The following is a 12,659-nucleotide window of genomic DNA, read 5'->3' on the forward strand; positions in this document are numbered from 1 at the left end:
GCGGTGTACAAGCTCAGCTTCTTTGTGCCCGACAGCCATGTGGAGACGGTGAAGACCGCCGTCTTCGCAGCCGGTGGCGGGCGCATCGGCGACTACGACAGCTGCGCCTGGCAAGTGCTGGGCCAGGGCCAATTCCGTGCGTTGGACGGCAGCCAGCCGTTTATCGGGCAGGTGGGCCAGGTTGAAGTGGTTGAAGAGTGGAAAGTTGAGCTGGTGGTGGCCGATGAGTCGATTGCGGCTGCTGTGGCGGCGTTGAAGCTCAGCCATCCGTATGAAACACCGGCGTATGAGGTGTGGCAGTTGGCGGATTTTTGATTCGCTGGCTGTAAAAACAAGAAACCCGCTGGGCCAGTTTGGTCAGCGGGTTTTTTGTTGCCTGAACAGGCCCTATCGCGGGCAAGCCCGGCTCCCACATTGTTGATCTGCGAATACATTCAAACTGTGGGAGCTGGCTTGCCTTCGATGAGCATGGGTATCTACGCAACTTTCAGACCTTGAGAACTCTCCCTGTGGCGAGCGGGCTTGCCCCGCGTTGGGCTGCGCAGCAGCCCTAAAACCTCAGTCCGCGGTCTATCTGAAACAGCGCGGTGATCTTAGTGGGGCTGCTTCGCAGCCCAACGCGGGGCAAGCCCGCTCGCCACAACAGCCCTGTCTGCCGGGGGGGCAGCGTTGAGCCTAAGTTGTGTAGATACCCATGCTGCGATGAGGCCCATACAGGCAAAGATCAACTAGGCCCCCGCCCCAATCTGCCGACCGCTGACCAACCGCTCCAACGCCTCACCCAAACCCGAGGCTTTGTCACCAATCAGCAAGTGCCAAACACCACTGTCGAGTTGAGTAATACCTTGGCATCCAAGCGCCACAAGCTGAGTTTCGGACAACACCGAATCATCCCCCAGTTCCACCCGCAACCGGGTCATCGCCATCGCTTCCAGCTGACGCACATTCCCTCGGCCACCCAAGGCTGTCAGCCATTTCTCGGCGTCCTCCGCATTCACCGCAACCGGCTTATCCACAGGTGCAACGCCCGCTGGACTTGCAGCAACAAACGCCGGCATCGCCAAGCGAATCTCATCGGCAATGCTATCGGCCATCGGCCCGACTACCACCTGCAAGCTCCCGCCATTGCCTGGTCGCACCACGGCCACGGCACCGAGCGCTTTCAAGTCGGCATCCACCGCCCTGTTGCGATCGACCATCTCCAGGCGCAGGCGCGTGGTGCAAGCACCCACGCTCAGCAGATTGTCCGCACCACCCAGCGCCCGGATATAGGCCGTGGCGCGCTGGTTTTCGCTCATCACTTCAGCTTGCACCACCTGGATATCTTCCCGGCCCGGTGTCTTCAGGTTGAACCGACGAATGCAGTAGTTGAACACGCTGTAGTAGATCACCGCATAGGCCAACCCAACCGGGAACACCAACCAGCCATGGGTGGACTTGCCCCAACCCAGCACCATGTCGATAAACCCACCGGAGAAGGTAAAGCCCAGGTGGATATCCAGCATGTTGGTCACGGCCATCGACAGGCCGGTAAGCACTGCGTGAATCAGGTAAAGAAACGGTGCGAGGAACATGAACGCAAATTCAATCGGCTCGGTGACACCGGTCAGAAACGAAGTCAGCGCCATCGACAGGAAAATCCCGCCCATCACCTTGCGCCGCTCCGGCAACGCATTGCGGTACATCGCCAGGCACGCAGCCGGAAGGCCGAACAGCATCACCGGGAACATGCCGGTCATGAACTGGCCGCCTTTGGGGTCGCCGGCGAAATAGCGCGTGAGGTCGCCGGTGACAACCGCGCCGGTCACGGGGTCGGTAAAGGTGCCAAATACGAACCAGGCCATGTTGTTGAGGATGTGGTGCAGGCCGGTGACGATCAGCAGGCGGTTGAATACGCCGAACACGAACGCGCCCAGGCTGCCGCTTTCCATCAGCAGTACGCCGAAGCTGTTGATAGCGTGCTGGATCGGCGGCCAGATCAGGCCGAAGATCACGCCCAGGCCGACTGCGCTGAAGCCCGTGACAATCGGCACAAAGCGTCGCCCGCCAAAGAAGGCCAGGTACTCCGGGAGCTTGATGTCCTTGAAGCGGTTATACAGCCCGCCCGCCATCAGGCCGCTGGCGATACCGGCGAGCATGCCCATGTTGATGGTCGAGTCCATCACCTTGAGGGTAGAGACCATGACCAGGTAACCAATCGCCCCGGCCAGCCCGGCGGTGCCGTTATTGTCGCGGGCAAAACCCACGGCGATACCGATGGCGAAGATCAGCGCCAGGTTGGCGAAGATCGCTTGCCCGGCATCGTGCATCACCGCGATGTTGAGCAGGTCGGTGTCACCCAGGCGCAGCAAGAGGCCGGCGATCGGCAGAATCGCGATCGGCAGCATCAGCGCGCGGCCGAGCCGTTGCAGGCCTTCGATAAAGTATTGGTACATGGCGTGTCTCCCTGTTCTTGTTGTTTTCAGCTCAGCGGCCAGTGGTGTTGACAGGCTTGGCGAACGGCCTTGGCACTGCTCAGGTCGAGCAGCCCTTGGCTCAGTTGCCGGCATTGCGCCGCGTCCAGGTGACGGACGCGGTCTTTGATTTCTCCGATTTGCGGCGGGCTCACGGACAGTTCGCTGACCCCCAGGCCAACCAGTACGGGAGTCGCCAAGGGGTCGGACGCCAGGGCGCCGCACACGCCGACCCAACGCCCATGCTGGGCCGCGCCCGCGCAAGTCTGCGCGATCAGCCGCAGCAGCGCCGGGTGCAGAGCATCCACCCGCGCAGCTAAACCTGCGTGGTCGCGGTCCATGGCCAGGGTGTACTGGGACAGGTCATTGGTGCCAATGGACAAGAAGTCCGCATGCTTGGCCAGTTGTTCGGCCATCAGCGCGGCGGCGGGCACTTCGATCATCACCCCCAGTTCCGGGCGTTGGGTCAGCTCCAGTGCCATGCACAGTTCATCCAGGCGTTGGCGGATGTGCAGCAGTTCGTCGACTTCGCTGACCATTGGCAGCAGGATGCGGCAGCGCGCCAGCGGGCTGACTTGCAGCAGGGCACGCAGTTGCTGGTCGAGCACCTCGGGGCGCACCTGGGCCAGGCGAATGCCGCGCAGGCCGAGCACGGGGTTGGCCTCCACCGGCAGTGGCAGATAGTCGAGCTGCTTGTCTCCGCCCACGTCGATAGTGCGGATGATCACCGACTTGTCGCCCATGGCATCCAGCACGGCCTGGTAGGCCTGGCGCTGTTCCTGTTCGTCCGGCGCAGTGCGGCGGTCGACGAAGAGGAATTCGGTACGCAACAGGCCGACGCCATCGGCGCCGTTTTCAAACGCCACCTGGGCTTCGGCGCTGGAGGCGACATTGGCGGCGACTTCGATGCCCACCCCATCGCGAGTGCGTGCTGGCAATCGGGCCTGGGCCTGTTGCTGCTGGCGCCGCTGTTGCTGTGCGTCACGCAGCTGATGCACCTGGGCATGGCGCGCCTCGCTGGGGGCCAGTTCCAGGCGACCGTTGGCCGCGTCCAGCACCACCCGTTGGCCTTGTGGCACATCGAGTACGTCGGCGCCCAATGCCACCACGCACGGCAAGCCTTTGCCCCGAGCCAGGATCGCGACGTGGGAGGTGGCGCCACCCTCGGCCATGCAGATGCCCGCCGCCTGTTGCGCACTCAATTGCAGCAGGTCTGAAGGGGTCAGTTCATGGGCGCTGACAATGGCGCCAGGGGGCAATTCGAAATGCCAGGCTTCACCCAACAGCGCCCGCAGCACCCGTTGTTGCAGGTCGCGCAGGTCATTGGCGCGTTCGGCAAACAGCGGCTTGCCCAGGGCCAGCAAGACCGCGCATTGCGCCTGGATTGCATCGCGCCAGGCGTGGGTGGCGGCGCTGCCGTGTTCGATCGCACGGGTGGCGGCGTCCAGCAGGGCCGGATCCTCCAGTAAGGCGAGGTGGGCGGCGAAGATGTCTTCTTCTTCGGCATTTTTGCGCTGGCGGGCGTGGGCCAGGGTCTGGCGGATATCACCGCGCACGTGCTCAAGGGCCGCATCCAGCCGTTGCAGTTGTTCGTCGGCGCGGTGGTTACCGGTATCGGCCGGCAACTCGATGCCGGTCAACCGGAACAGTGGCCCGCACACCAGGCCCGGTGCTGCGCACACCCCTTGCAGTACGCCGGTTTCAGTATTCGCACGACGTGGAGCGGCGGTTACCGGCGCGTGAGGTTCTGCGCTGATGGCGACTGACAGTGCGGCGACCAATGCCTGCAACGCCGCCTCGCAATCCTTGCCACGACAGCTGACGCGAACCTCGTCGCCTTCGCCTATGCCCAACCCCATCAAGCCAATCAGGCTGTCGCACGCCGCCGACTTGCCGGCGAAATGCAACTGCGCCTGGCTGCTGAACCCCTGGGCGGTCTTGCGAATCAACGCCGCTGGGCGCGCATGCAAACCGCCGCGGTGGGTGATGCGCACGTTGGCGCTGGCTTCTGCGGCCGAGTTATCCACAGCCGTCTGCGTCGAGGCCGTTGAGCGCAGGCTCACCCGCAGCAGCGGTTCACCGACCTTGACTGTATTGAGTGCCAGCGGTGTCAGCGCGAAGCGATCGCTATTGGTCAGAATGATCAGGCTGACCAGGCTTTTGCACTGGCGCGCAATCCGGTCCAGGTCAAACTGCACCAACGCCTGCCCCTGGCTGACACGGGCGCCTTCCTTGACCAGCAGCGCGAAGCCTTCGCCATTGAGCTCCACCGTGTCGATACCCACATGCAGCAGCAACTCGGCGCCGTTGTCCGTGCGAATCGTCAGGGCGTGGCCGGTGCGGGCGACATGGATGATCACCCCGTCACAGGGCGCATGCAGGCAGTCATTCAGGGGGTCGATGGCAATACCGTCGCCCATCGCGCCACTGGCGAAGACTTCGTCGGGAACGTTGCCCAGGGGCAGCACCGGCCCGCTTAACGGGGCGCTGAGGGTCAGTTGATTATTGTTGTTGGACATGGGCACGGTACTCATCAGGAAAACGCAGCAATCGACTCAGTGAGTGCGGGTCACTTTGCTCAGGTGGCGTGGCTGGTCGGGGTCCATTCCACGGGCGACCGCCAGGCCGGCGGCCATCACGTAGAAACTCTGGATGGCCAGAATCGGGTCCAGGCTCGGGTGTTCGGCGCGGCTCAAGGTCAGGTCGCGTTCGGCGATATCGTCCGGCGCGGCCAACAATACGCGGGCGCCGCGTTGGCGCATGTCGGCGGCCAGGCTCAGCAATCCCGGTTGTTCGGCGCCGCGGGGAGCGAACACCAGCAGCGGGTAGTTTTCGTCGATCAAGGCCATCGGCCCGTGGCGCACTTCGGCGCTGCTGAAGGCTTCGGCCTGGATCGCCGAGGTTTCCTTGAGCTTGAGCGCGGCTTCCTGGGCGATGGCAAACCCGGCGCCACGGCCGATCACCATCAATTGCTGGCAGCCGCGCAGGGCGTCGATGGCTTTCGTCCAATCCTGCCTGGCGGCTTCGCGCAGGTGATCGGGCAGCGCGTGGCAGGCTTGCAACAAATCCGCTTCCTGGTTCCAGTGGCCGATCAACTGCGCGCTGGCGCTGAGGGTAGCGATAAAGCTTTTGGTCGCGGCCACGCTTTGTTCCGGCCCGGCGCACAGCGGCAGGTGGAATTCGCAAGCGGCTTGCAGCGGCGAGTCTTCGGCGTTGACCAGCGAAATGCTCAAGGCGCCGCGTTTGCGCAGCAGGCGCAGGCTATCGACCAGGTCCGGGCTCTGGCCGGACTGGGAAAACCCGAAAGCCACCTGGCCGCTGACCTTCAAGGGCGCTTGCAGCAAGGTCACCACCGACATCGGCAACGACGCCACCGGAATGCCCACGTGCTGCATGGCCAGGTAGGCGAAGTAGCTGGCGGCGTGGTCCGAACTGCCACGGGCGATGGTCATCGCCACTTGCGGCGGCTGGCGGCGCAGGCGGCCGGCGACCTCTTCCAGCAGCGGGTTCAGACATTGCAACTGCGCCGCGACGGCGTCACAGGAGGCCAAGGCCTCTTCAAGCATTTTGGAAGACAATGGCTTCTCCTTCGACCATGACGTCGGTGAGGTGCAGGGAACGGTCCAGGCGCACGCAGTCGGCAAAGCTGCCGGGTTGTAGGCGCCCGCGTTCTTCCAGGCCGAGGTAGTCCGCGGGAAATTGCGACAGGCGTTGTGAGGCTTCGCTGATGGGCAAGCCGATTTTCACCAGGTTGCGAAGCGCCTGGTCCATGGTCAGGGTGCTGCCGGCGAGGGTGCCGTCGGCCAGGCGCACGCCGCCCAGGCATTTGGTCACGGTGTGGCTGCCCAGCTTGTATTCGCCGTCCGGCATGCCGGCGGCGGCGGTGGAGTCGGTGACGCAATACAGGCACGGGATCGAACGCAGGGCCACGCGCATGGCGCCAGGGTGGACGTGCAGCAAGTCCGGGATCAGTTCGGCGTACTGTGCATGGGCCAGCGCGGCCCCCACGATGCCAGGCTCGCGGTGATGCAGCGGGCTCATGGCGTTGTACAGGTGGGTGAAGCTGGTAGCGCCAGCGGCGAGGGCGGCGACGCCTTCTTCATAGCTGCCCAGGGTGTGGCCGATCTGCATGCGCACACCACGTGCACTGAGGGCGCGGATCAGACTGTCATGCCCGGCGATTTCCGGGGCGATGGTGATCACGCGGATCGGCGCCAGTCGCAGATAGGCTTCCACTTCCGCCATCAATGCGGTGTGGGCGAAGTTGGGCTGCGCGCCGAGTTTGCCTGGGTTGATGTAAGGACCTTCCAGGTGCACACCCAATACGCGGGCGGTGCCGATTGGACGGTTTTCGCTATAGGTACCGATATCGCCCAGCACGCGGGAAATTTCCTCGACCGGCGCGGTCATGGTGGTGGCCAGCAGCGAGGTGGTGCCAAAGCGCACATGGGTGCCGGTGATGGTCTCGAACGCGTCGATGCCTTCCATGATGTCTTTGCCGCCGCCGCCATGGACGTGCAGGTCAATAAAGCCTGGCAGCAGGTAGGGCAGGTCGTTGTCGGCTGGGTCGCAAGGCGCGCCTTCAATGGCGACGACCTTGCCGTGTTCATGGACCACGCGGCCGCGAATCCAGCCGTGGGGCGTCAGGATGTTGTCTTCGGACATGGGCAGTTCTCTAAGGCCGCATTCGCGGCAAAGTCATATCGACGCGGCTTTCTAACGTCGAAGCTCGGCGACAAAGTCGTAGTAGTCGTTGCGGCAGTAGGTGTCGGTGATTTCAATCGGCGTGTTGTCGGCGGTGTAGCCGACACGGGTCATCAGCAGCATGGCGGTGCCTGGTGCAATGCCGACCAGCGTGGCGAATTCGTCCGAGGCATTGATCGCCTGGATATGCTGCAAGGCGCGCACGATGGGTTTGCCGATGCCTTCGAGGTATTCGTACAGCGAGTTACCGATGGCTTGTGGGTGCGGCAGCACCGAGGCGGGCATGGCGGTCATTTCGATTGCCATTACCGTGTCATCAGCCTTACGCAGGCGCTTGAGCCGCGCCACTTTGTCAGTCGGTGACAGGCCCAGGCGGATCAGCTCTTCGTGGGTCGGCGGGGTGATTTCGCGTTCCAGCCACTGCGAACTGGGTACGAAGCCCTTGAGCCGCAGCATCTCGCTGAAGCCCGACAGGCGCGACAGCGGTTGCTCCAGGCGAGGCGTGATGAAGGTGCCAGAGCCCTGGCTGCGGCGGATCAGGCCTTGGGCAAACAACACTTCCAGTGCCTTGCGGGCGGTGACCCGGGAAATGCTCAATTGCTCGCTGAGGGCGCGTTCCGATGGCAGCGCCTGTTCGGATTTCCACTGGCCGGCATGGATCGCCGCTTCCAGGTTGCGGGCCAATTGCAGGTACAGCGGCGTGGATTGTTTGCCGTCGGGGCGCAGCGTCAGGATGGGGGTCATCGTTAAGGTTTCCGATGCGGTTATTGGAGTGTTGTCGCCCGGTAATGGCTGGAAATTAATACCACTTAAATACCATGTCAATGCTGCCAAAACAGTGCGGGCAGTGGTTTCAGGGCATGCTAATGGTGCGTGGTATCAAGTGGTATTAGAGAGGTCTTTTGGACGCGCAGAGCTGCGCAGCCCGCGGGGTGAACTGGTATTCACCGGCAGGCGCTGCCGAGGGCAGGAAATTTTTTTAATTAATCTACCAACGGTCGAAGGCTACGGCCGGATCTCGATCAGGGTGCCGTCCTTGACCAGGTTCCAGACTTCACGCATATCGACGTTACGCATGCCGATACAGCCGTCGGTCCAGTCCAGGGTGTGGAACAACTGCTCCGGGTAGTCTTCGCTGTCGGGCGTGCCGTGGATCATGATCATGCTGCCGGGCTTCACGCCCTCGCGGCGGGCGCGCGCAGAATCACTGATATTGGGGTAGGAGATGTGCATCGACAGGTAGTAGCTGTCGCTGGTCTTGCGCCAGTCAATCCAGTAGAGGCCTTCCGGTGTGCGACGGTCGCCCTCGAACAGCTTGGGCCCCTTGGGGTTTTTACCCAGGGAAATGCGATAGGTCTTGAGGGGCTTGCCGTCATTGATCAATTGCAACTGATGGGCGGACTTGAGGACCAGGATTTTCTCGACCGTTTTGCCGCCCAGGGTTTCCAGGGTGGAAGCCGGCGACAACGTGGCGAACGACAGGCAGAGCAAAGCAAACAACCAACGCATTAAAACGACTTCCCTTTGGCGACGATCGGCAGGATTGTTATTGGGCGGGCTTGGACAGCGGCGGTATAGCTTCGCTGCGCACCGGGAATGATTGCTGCCGACGGTCGGCAAAGAAATACTCCAGGGTCCGCCCGACGGTACGGAACGCCAGCTCGGACCACGGGATATCGGCTTCGTTGAACAGTTTGACTTCCAGGCTCTCGGGGCCGGCGGCGAAGTCCAGGTCCATCAGCTCGGCGCGATAGAACACATGCACCTGGCTGATGTGCGGTACATCGATCAACGTATAGATGCTCAGGTTGCGCACGCGGGCACAGGCTTCTTCCATGGTTTCGCGCATGGCGGCCTGTTCCACGGTCTCGCCGTTCTCCATGAAGCCCGCAGGCAAGGTCCAGTAGCCCAGGCGTGGCTCGATGGCACGGCGGCACAGCAGCACTTGATCACCCCACACTGGCACGGTGCCGGCAACGATATTAGGGTTCTGGTAGTGAATGGTCTGACAGTGATCACACACAAAGCGCAGGCGTGCGTCGCCTTCGGGAATGCGTTGGGTGACCGGTTTACCGCACTGGCTGCAGAAGTTCATGCTGGGGTTCCTGGAAAGTGCGTCTATCTTGGCGTGGGCGGCAGGGCCCTGCAAGTTGTCGTTTCGCGACAGCCCTCAGGTTTTGGGGTTGGGCGCCCGGCAGCTTTGGTGCATGATGCAAGGTAGCCAACAGATCGAGATGACTCATGCTGGACGAGCTACTTCGCCGGGTAAGCAATCACACGCCGCATACGCTGGAAACCGACGGGCGTTTCCCCGAGGCCGCCGTGCTGGTGCCGATTACCCGCAGTGACGAACCTGAGCTGATCCTGACCCTGCGCGCCAGCGGCCTGTCGACCCATGGCGGCGAAGTCGCGTTTCCTGGCGGGCGCCGCGATCCGGAAGACCCGGACCTGATCTTTACCGCCTTGCGCGAGGCCGAAGAAGAAATCGGCCTGCCGCCTGGCCTGGTCGAGGTGATCGGCCCCTTGAGCCCACTGATTTCCCTGCATGGCATTCGCGTCACCCCGTATGTGGGCGTGATCCCCGATTACGTCGAATACCTGGCCAACGACGCCGAAATCGCCGCTGTCTTCAGTGTGCCCCTCGATTTTTTCCGCCAGGACCCTCGCGAGCATACGCACCGCATCGACTACCAAGGGCGCAGTTGGTATGTGCCGAGCTACCGGTTTGGCGAATACAAGATCTGGGGGCTTACGGCCATTATGATTGTCGAGCTGATCAACCTGCTTTACGACGATGCCAATATCAGCCTGCATCACCCACCCAAGAGCTTCATCAATACTTAAGCCATCGTCTCCAATGGCAAGCCGTGAGGAAAAACCATGAAATACCGCTTGGGCGACGCCCGCGTCGAGACGCATCCACACAGCTGGGTGGCTCCCAATGCCACGCTGGTGGGCAAGGTCAGGCTGGAGGAGGGCGCCAACGTCTGGTTCAACGCGGTGTTGCGCGGCGACAACGAGCTGATCCTGATCGGCAAGAACAGCAACGTGCAGGACGGCAGCGTGATGCACACCGACATGGGCTATCCGCTGACTCTTGGCACCGGTGTGACCATCGGCCATAACGCCATGCTGCATGGCTGCACGGTCGACGACTACAGCCTGATCGGCATCAACGCGGTGATCCTCAACGGCGCGAAGATCGGCAAGCACTGCATCATTGGCGCCAACTCGCTGATCGGCGAAGGCAAGGAAATTCCCGATGGCTCGCTGGTGATGGGCTCGCCGGGCAAAGTGGTGCGTGAGTTGACCGAGGCTCAGAAGAAGATGCTCGAAGCCAGCGCTGCGCACTATGTGCATAACGCCCAGCGTTATGCGCGGGATCTGGTCGAGCAGGCAGAATGAACCCGACTGAACGTCCTGTCGCCTCGCCGTGCGTGAGCATTTGCGCATTGGACGATGACGATCTCTGCACCGGCTGCCAGCGCACGGTGGATGAAATTACGCGTTGGAGTCGCATGGACAATGCCGAACGCCGGGTGGTGTTGGGCTTGTGTCATGAGCGGGCGGTGGCGGCTGGGTTGGTGTTTATGGCTTCTGGTAAATCCGGCGCCTGATGGGTCGCCATCGGGGGCAAGCCCCCTCCCACACTTAACCGGGTTTAATCTGTAGAAATGCGGTCAAAATGTGGGAGGGGGCTTGCCCCCGATGAGGCCCTCCCAGACGACATATTTCAAAATGTGAAGTACCCTGTGCCCCTTGTTCACAGGTCCCTCGCCCCATGCTCTTCCTGATCGCCTACATCAGCAGCGTCGTGCTGATCAACTTTGCCTTCTCCACCGCGCCGCATCTGGATGTGATCTGGTCCGCCTGGGGTGGCCTGGTGTTTATCCTGCGCGACATGGTGCAAACCCGTTTCGGTCACGGCGCGATCCTCGCCATGCTGGCGGCGCTGGTGCTGTCGTATATCACCTCCGATCCGTCCATCGCCCTGGCCAGTGCCACGGCGTTCGCGGTGTCCGAGTGCATCGACTGGCTGGTGTTCAGCATCACCAGGCGCCCGCTTCATGACCGCCTGTGGATCAGCTCGGCGCTGAGCATTCCCCTCGATACCTTTATCTTTTTCGGCTTGATCGGCGCTCTGACCCCAGCGGTGGTGGGCACCGCCCTGGCGTCGAAATTCGCTGGGGTCACCGTGGTGTGGCTGATCATGGCCTGGCGTCTGCGCAAGCGCGCCGTCGCCAACTGAGGCCAATTTTTACAGTTCATGTAAAATGCCGGCCTTTCTCCCCATGATCCGCTCCCCTGAGGACCTGAGATGACCCGAATCGGAACTCCATTGTCGCCAACCGCGACCCGCGTTTTGCTGTGTGGCTGCGGTGAGCTGGGCAAGGAAGTGGTAATCGAACTGCAACGCCTGGGCGTTGAAGTGATTGCCGTGGATCGCTACGCCAACGCGCCGGCCATGCAGGTTGCCCACCGTAGCCATGTGATCAACATGCTCGACGGCGCCGCCCTGCGTGCAGTGATCGAGGCGGAAAAACCGCACTTCATCGTGCCGGAAATCGAAGCCATCGCCACCGCCACCCTGGTGGAGCTGGAGGCCGAAGGCTTCACCGTGATCCCGACCGCGCGCGCCACGTCGCTGACCATGAACCGCGAAGGCATCCGTCGCCTGGCCGCCGAAGAGCTGGACCTGCCGACCTCGCCGTACCACTTCGCCGACACCTTCGAAGCCTACAGCAAGGCCGTGCAGGACCTGGGCTTCCCGTGCGTGGTCAAGCCGGTGATGAGTTCCTCGGGCAAGGGCCAGAGCCTGCTGCGCAGCAGCGACGACGTGCAGAAAGCCTGGGACTACGCCCAGGAAGGCGGGCGTGCCGGTAAAGGCCGGGTGATCATTGAAGGCTTTATCGACTTCGACTACGAAATCACCCTGCTGACCGTGCGTCATATCGGCGGCACCACTTTCTGCGCGCCGGTCGGCCACCGTCAGGAGAAAGGCGACTATCAGGAATCCTGGCAGCCTCAGGCCATGAGCCCGATCGCCCTGGCGGAGTCCGAGCGCGTAGCCAAGGCCGTAACCGACGCCCTGGGTGGCCGTGGCCTGTTTGGCGTGGAGCTGTTCATCAAGGGTGATCAGGTATGGTTCAGCGAAGTGTCGCCGCGCCCGCACGATACCGGCCTGGTGACCCTGATTTCCCAGGACCTGTCGCAATTCGCACTGCACGCCCGCGCCATCCTGGGCCTGCCGATTCCATTGATTCGCCAGTTCGGCCCTTCGGCGTCGGCGGTGATCCTGGTGGAAGGGCAGTCGACCCAGACCGCATTCGCCAACCTCGGCGCCGCCTTGAGCGAGCCGGACACGGCGTTGCGTCTGTTTGGTAAGCCTGAAGTGAATGGCCAGCGCCGCATGGGCGTGGCGCTGGCGCGGGATGAGTCGATTGAAGCGGCTCGGGCCAAGGCGACCCGTGCTTCCCAAGCGGTTGTTGTAGAGCTCTAAAA

The 12,659-nt window shown here is 62.5% G+C and carries 13 protein-coding genes; 6 read left to right on the top strand and 7 right to left on the bottom strand.

The annotated features are described in order from the left end of the window. Nucleotides 1-3: 3 nt before the first annotated feature. Nucleotides 4-315 (top strand): YqfO family protein, encoded by a 312-nt coding sequence (locus ACODSV_RS10435; protein ID WP_102624587.1) that lies wholly within the window; start codon nucleotides 4-6, stop codon nucleotides 313-315. Between the two features lie 413 nt (nucleotides 316-728). Here ACODSV_RS10435 and nagE read toward each other — a convergent pair whose 3' ends face one another. The 7 genes from nagE to ACODSV_RS10470 all read right to left on the bottom strand — a co-directional run bounded on the left by nagE (nucleotide 729) and on the right by ACODSV_RS10470 (nucleotide 9,252). Next, on the bottom strand, nucleotides 729-2,435 hold the full coding sequence (nagE, locus tag ACODSV_RS10440; protein WP_150055213.1) for an N-acetylglucosamine-specific PTS transporter subunit IIBC: 1,707 nt from the start codon (nucleotides 2,433-2,435) through the stop codon (nucleotides 729-731). Nucleotides 2,436-2,461: 26 nt separating this feature from the next. Beyond that, a complete protein-coding gene (ptsP, locus tag ACODSV_RS10445) occupies nucleotides 2,462-4,972 on the bottom strand; it encodes a phosphoenolpyruvate--protein phosphotransferase (protein ID WP_150055214.1) in 2,511 nt (836 codons plus the stop codon). Between the two features lie 36 nt (nucleotides 4,973-5,008). Next, nucleotides 5,009-6,019 carry an SIS domain-containing protein gene (locus ACODSV_RS10450; RefSeq protein WP_150055218.1) on the bottom strand — a complete coding sequence of 337 codons (1,011 nt, stop codon included), beginning with the start codon at nucleotides 6,017-6,019 and terminating at the stop codon, nucleotides 5,009-5,011. Next, nucleotides 6,012-7,118 (bottom strand): N-acetylglucosamine-6-phosphate deacetylase, encoded by a 1,107-nt coding sequence (gene nagA / locus ACODSV_RS10455; protein ID WP_150055215.1) that lies wholly within the window; start codon nucleotides 7,116-7,118, stop codon nucleotides 6,012-6,014. The genes ACODSV_RS10450 and nagA overlap by 8 nt, the downstream gene beginning before the upstream one ends. A gap of 51 nt (nucleotides 7,119-7,169) precedes the next feature. Next, entirely contained in the window at nucleotides 7,170-7,901 is a 732-nt protein-coding gene (locus tag ACODSV_RS10460) for a GntR family transcriptional regulator (protein WP_150095426.1), read from the bottom strand. A 261-nt stretch (nucleotides 7,902-8,162) separates the two neighbouring features. Further along, nucleotides 8,163-8,666, bottom strand: coding sequence for a L,D-transpeptidase family protein (locus tag ACODSV_RS10465; RefSeq protein ID WP_024077247.1), 504 nt, complete (start codon nucleotides 8,664-8,666; stop codon nucleotides 8,163-8,165). Between the two features lie 37 nt (nucleotides 8,667-8,703). Continuing rightward, nucleotides 8,704-9,252, bottom strand: a complete 549-nt coding sequence (locus ACODSV_RS10470) for an NUDIX hydrolase (RefSeq protein WP_150055216.1) — start codon at nucleotides 9,250-9,252, stop codon at nucleotides 8,704-8,706. 146 nt (nucleotides 9,253-9,398) lie between these two features. Here ACODSV_RS10470 and ACODSV_RS10475 point away from each other — a divergent pair, with 146 nt between their 5' ends. The 5 genes from ACODSV_RS10475 to purT all read left to right on the top strand — a co-directional run bounded on the left by ACODSV_RS10475 (nucleotide 9,399) and on the right by purT (nucleotide 12,657). Continuing rightward, the gene (locus tag ACODSV_RS10475; protein ID WP_024077245.1) at nucleotides 9,399-10,001 is read left to right on the top strand and encodes a CoA pyrophosphatase; all 603 of its coding nucleotides are present in this window, start codon (nucleotides 9,399-9,401) and stop codon (nucleotides 9,999-10,001) included. Nucleotides 10,002-10,037: 36 nt separating this feature from the next. After that, a complete protein-coding gene (locus ACODSV_RS10480) occupies nucleotides 10,038-10,562 on the top strand; it encodes a gamma carbonic anhydrase family protein (RefSeq protein WP_024077244.1) in 525 nt (174 codons plus the stop codon). Further along, entirely contained in the window at nucleotides 10,559-10,774 is a 216-nt protein-coding gene (locus ACODSV_RS10485) for a DUF1289 domain-containing protein (RefSeq protein WP_150055217.1), read from the top strand. The genes ACODSV_RS10480 and ACODSV_RS10485 overlap by 4 nt, the downstream gene beginning before the upstream one ends. A gap of 164 nt (nucleotides 10,775-10,938) precedes the next feature. Next, the gene (locus ACODSV_RS10490; RefSeq protein WP_024077242.1) at nucleotides 10,939-11,406 is read left to right on the top strand and encodes a VUT family protein; all 468 of its coding nucleotides are present in this window, start codon (nucleotides 10,939-10,941) and stop codon (nucleotides 11,404-11,406) included. A 69-nt stretch (nucleotides 11,407-11,475) separates the two neighbouring features. After that, complete coding sequence (purT, locus tag ACODSV_RS10495) at nucleotides 11,476-12,657, top strand: formate-dependent phosphoribosylglycinamide formyltransferase (protein WP_024077241.1); 1,182 nt, start codon at nucleotides 11,476-11,478, stop codon at nucleotides 12,655-12,657. The last annotated feature ends 2 nt before the right edge of the window (nucleotides 12,658-12,659 follow it).

It is taken from the genome of Pseudomonas sp. FG86, from assembly GCF_057808775.1.

Coding starts and splice junctions, on each gene's coding strand:
- nagE (WP_150055213.1), bottom strand. CDS start 2,435: ATGTACCAATACTTTATCGAAGGCCTGCAACGGCTCGGCCGCGCGCTG.
- ptsP (WP_150055214.1), bottom strand. CDS start 4,972: ATGTCCAACAACAATAATCAACTGACCCTCAGCGCCCCGTTAAGCGGG.
- ACODSV_RS10450 (WP_150055218.1), bottom strand. CDS start 6,019: ATGCTTGAAGAGGCCTTGGCCTCCTGTGACGCCGTCGCGGCGCAGTTG.
- nagA (WP_150055215.1), bottom strand. CDS start 7,118: ATGTCCGAAGACAACATCCTGACGCCCCACGGCTGGATTCGCGGCCGC.
- ACODSV_RS10460 (WP_150095426.1), bottom strand. CDS start 7,901: ATGACCCCCATCCTGACGCTGCGCCCCGACGGCAAACAATCCACGCCG.
- ACODSV_RS10465 (WP_024077247.1), bottom strand. CDS start 8,666: ATGCGTTGGTTGTTTGCTTTGCTCTGCCTGTCGTTCGCCACGTTGTCG.
- ACODSV_RS10470 (WP_150055216.1), bottom strand. CDS start 9,252: ATGAACTTCTGCAGCCAGTGCGGTAAACCGGTCACCCAACGCATTCCC.
- ACODSV_RS10475 (WP_024077245.1), top strand. CDS start 9,399: ATGCTGGACGAGCTACTTCGCCGGGTAAGCAATCACACGCCGCATACG.
- ACODSV_RS10480 (WP_024077244.1), top strand. CDS start 10,038: ATGAAATACCGCTTGGGCGACGCCCGCGTCGAGACGCATCCACACAGC.
- ACODSV_RS10485 (WP_150055217.1), top strand. CDS start 10,559: ATGAACCCGACTGAACGTCCTGTCGCCTCGCCGTGCGTGAGCATTTGC.
- ACODSV_RS10490 (WP_024077242.1), top strand. CDS start 10,939: ATGCTCTTCCTGATCGCCTACATCAGCAGCGTCGTGCTGATCAACTTT.
- purT (WP_024077241.1), top strand. CDS start 11,476: ATGACCCGAATCGGAACTCCATTGTCGCCAACCGCGACCCGCGTTTTG.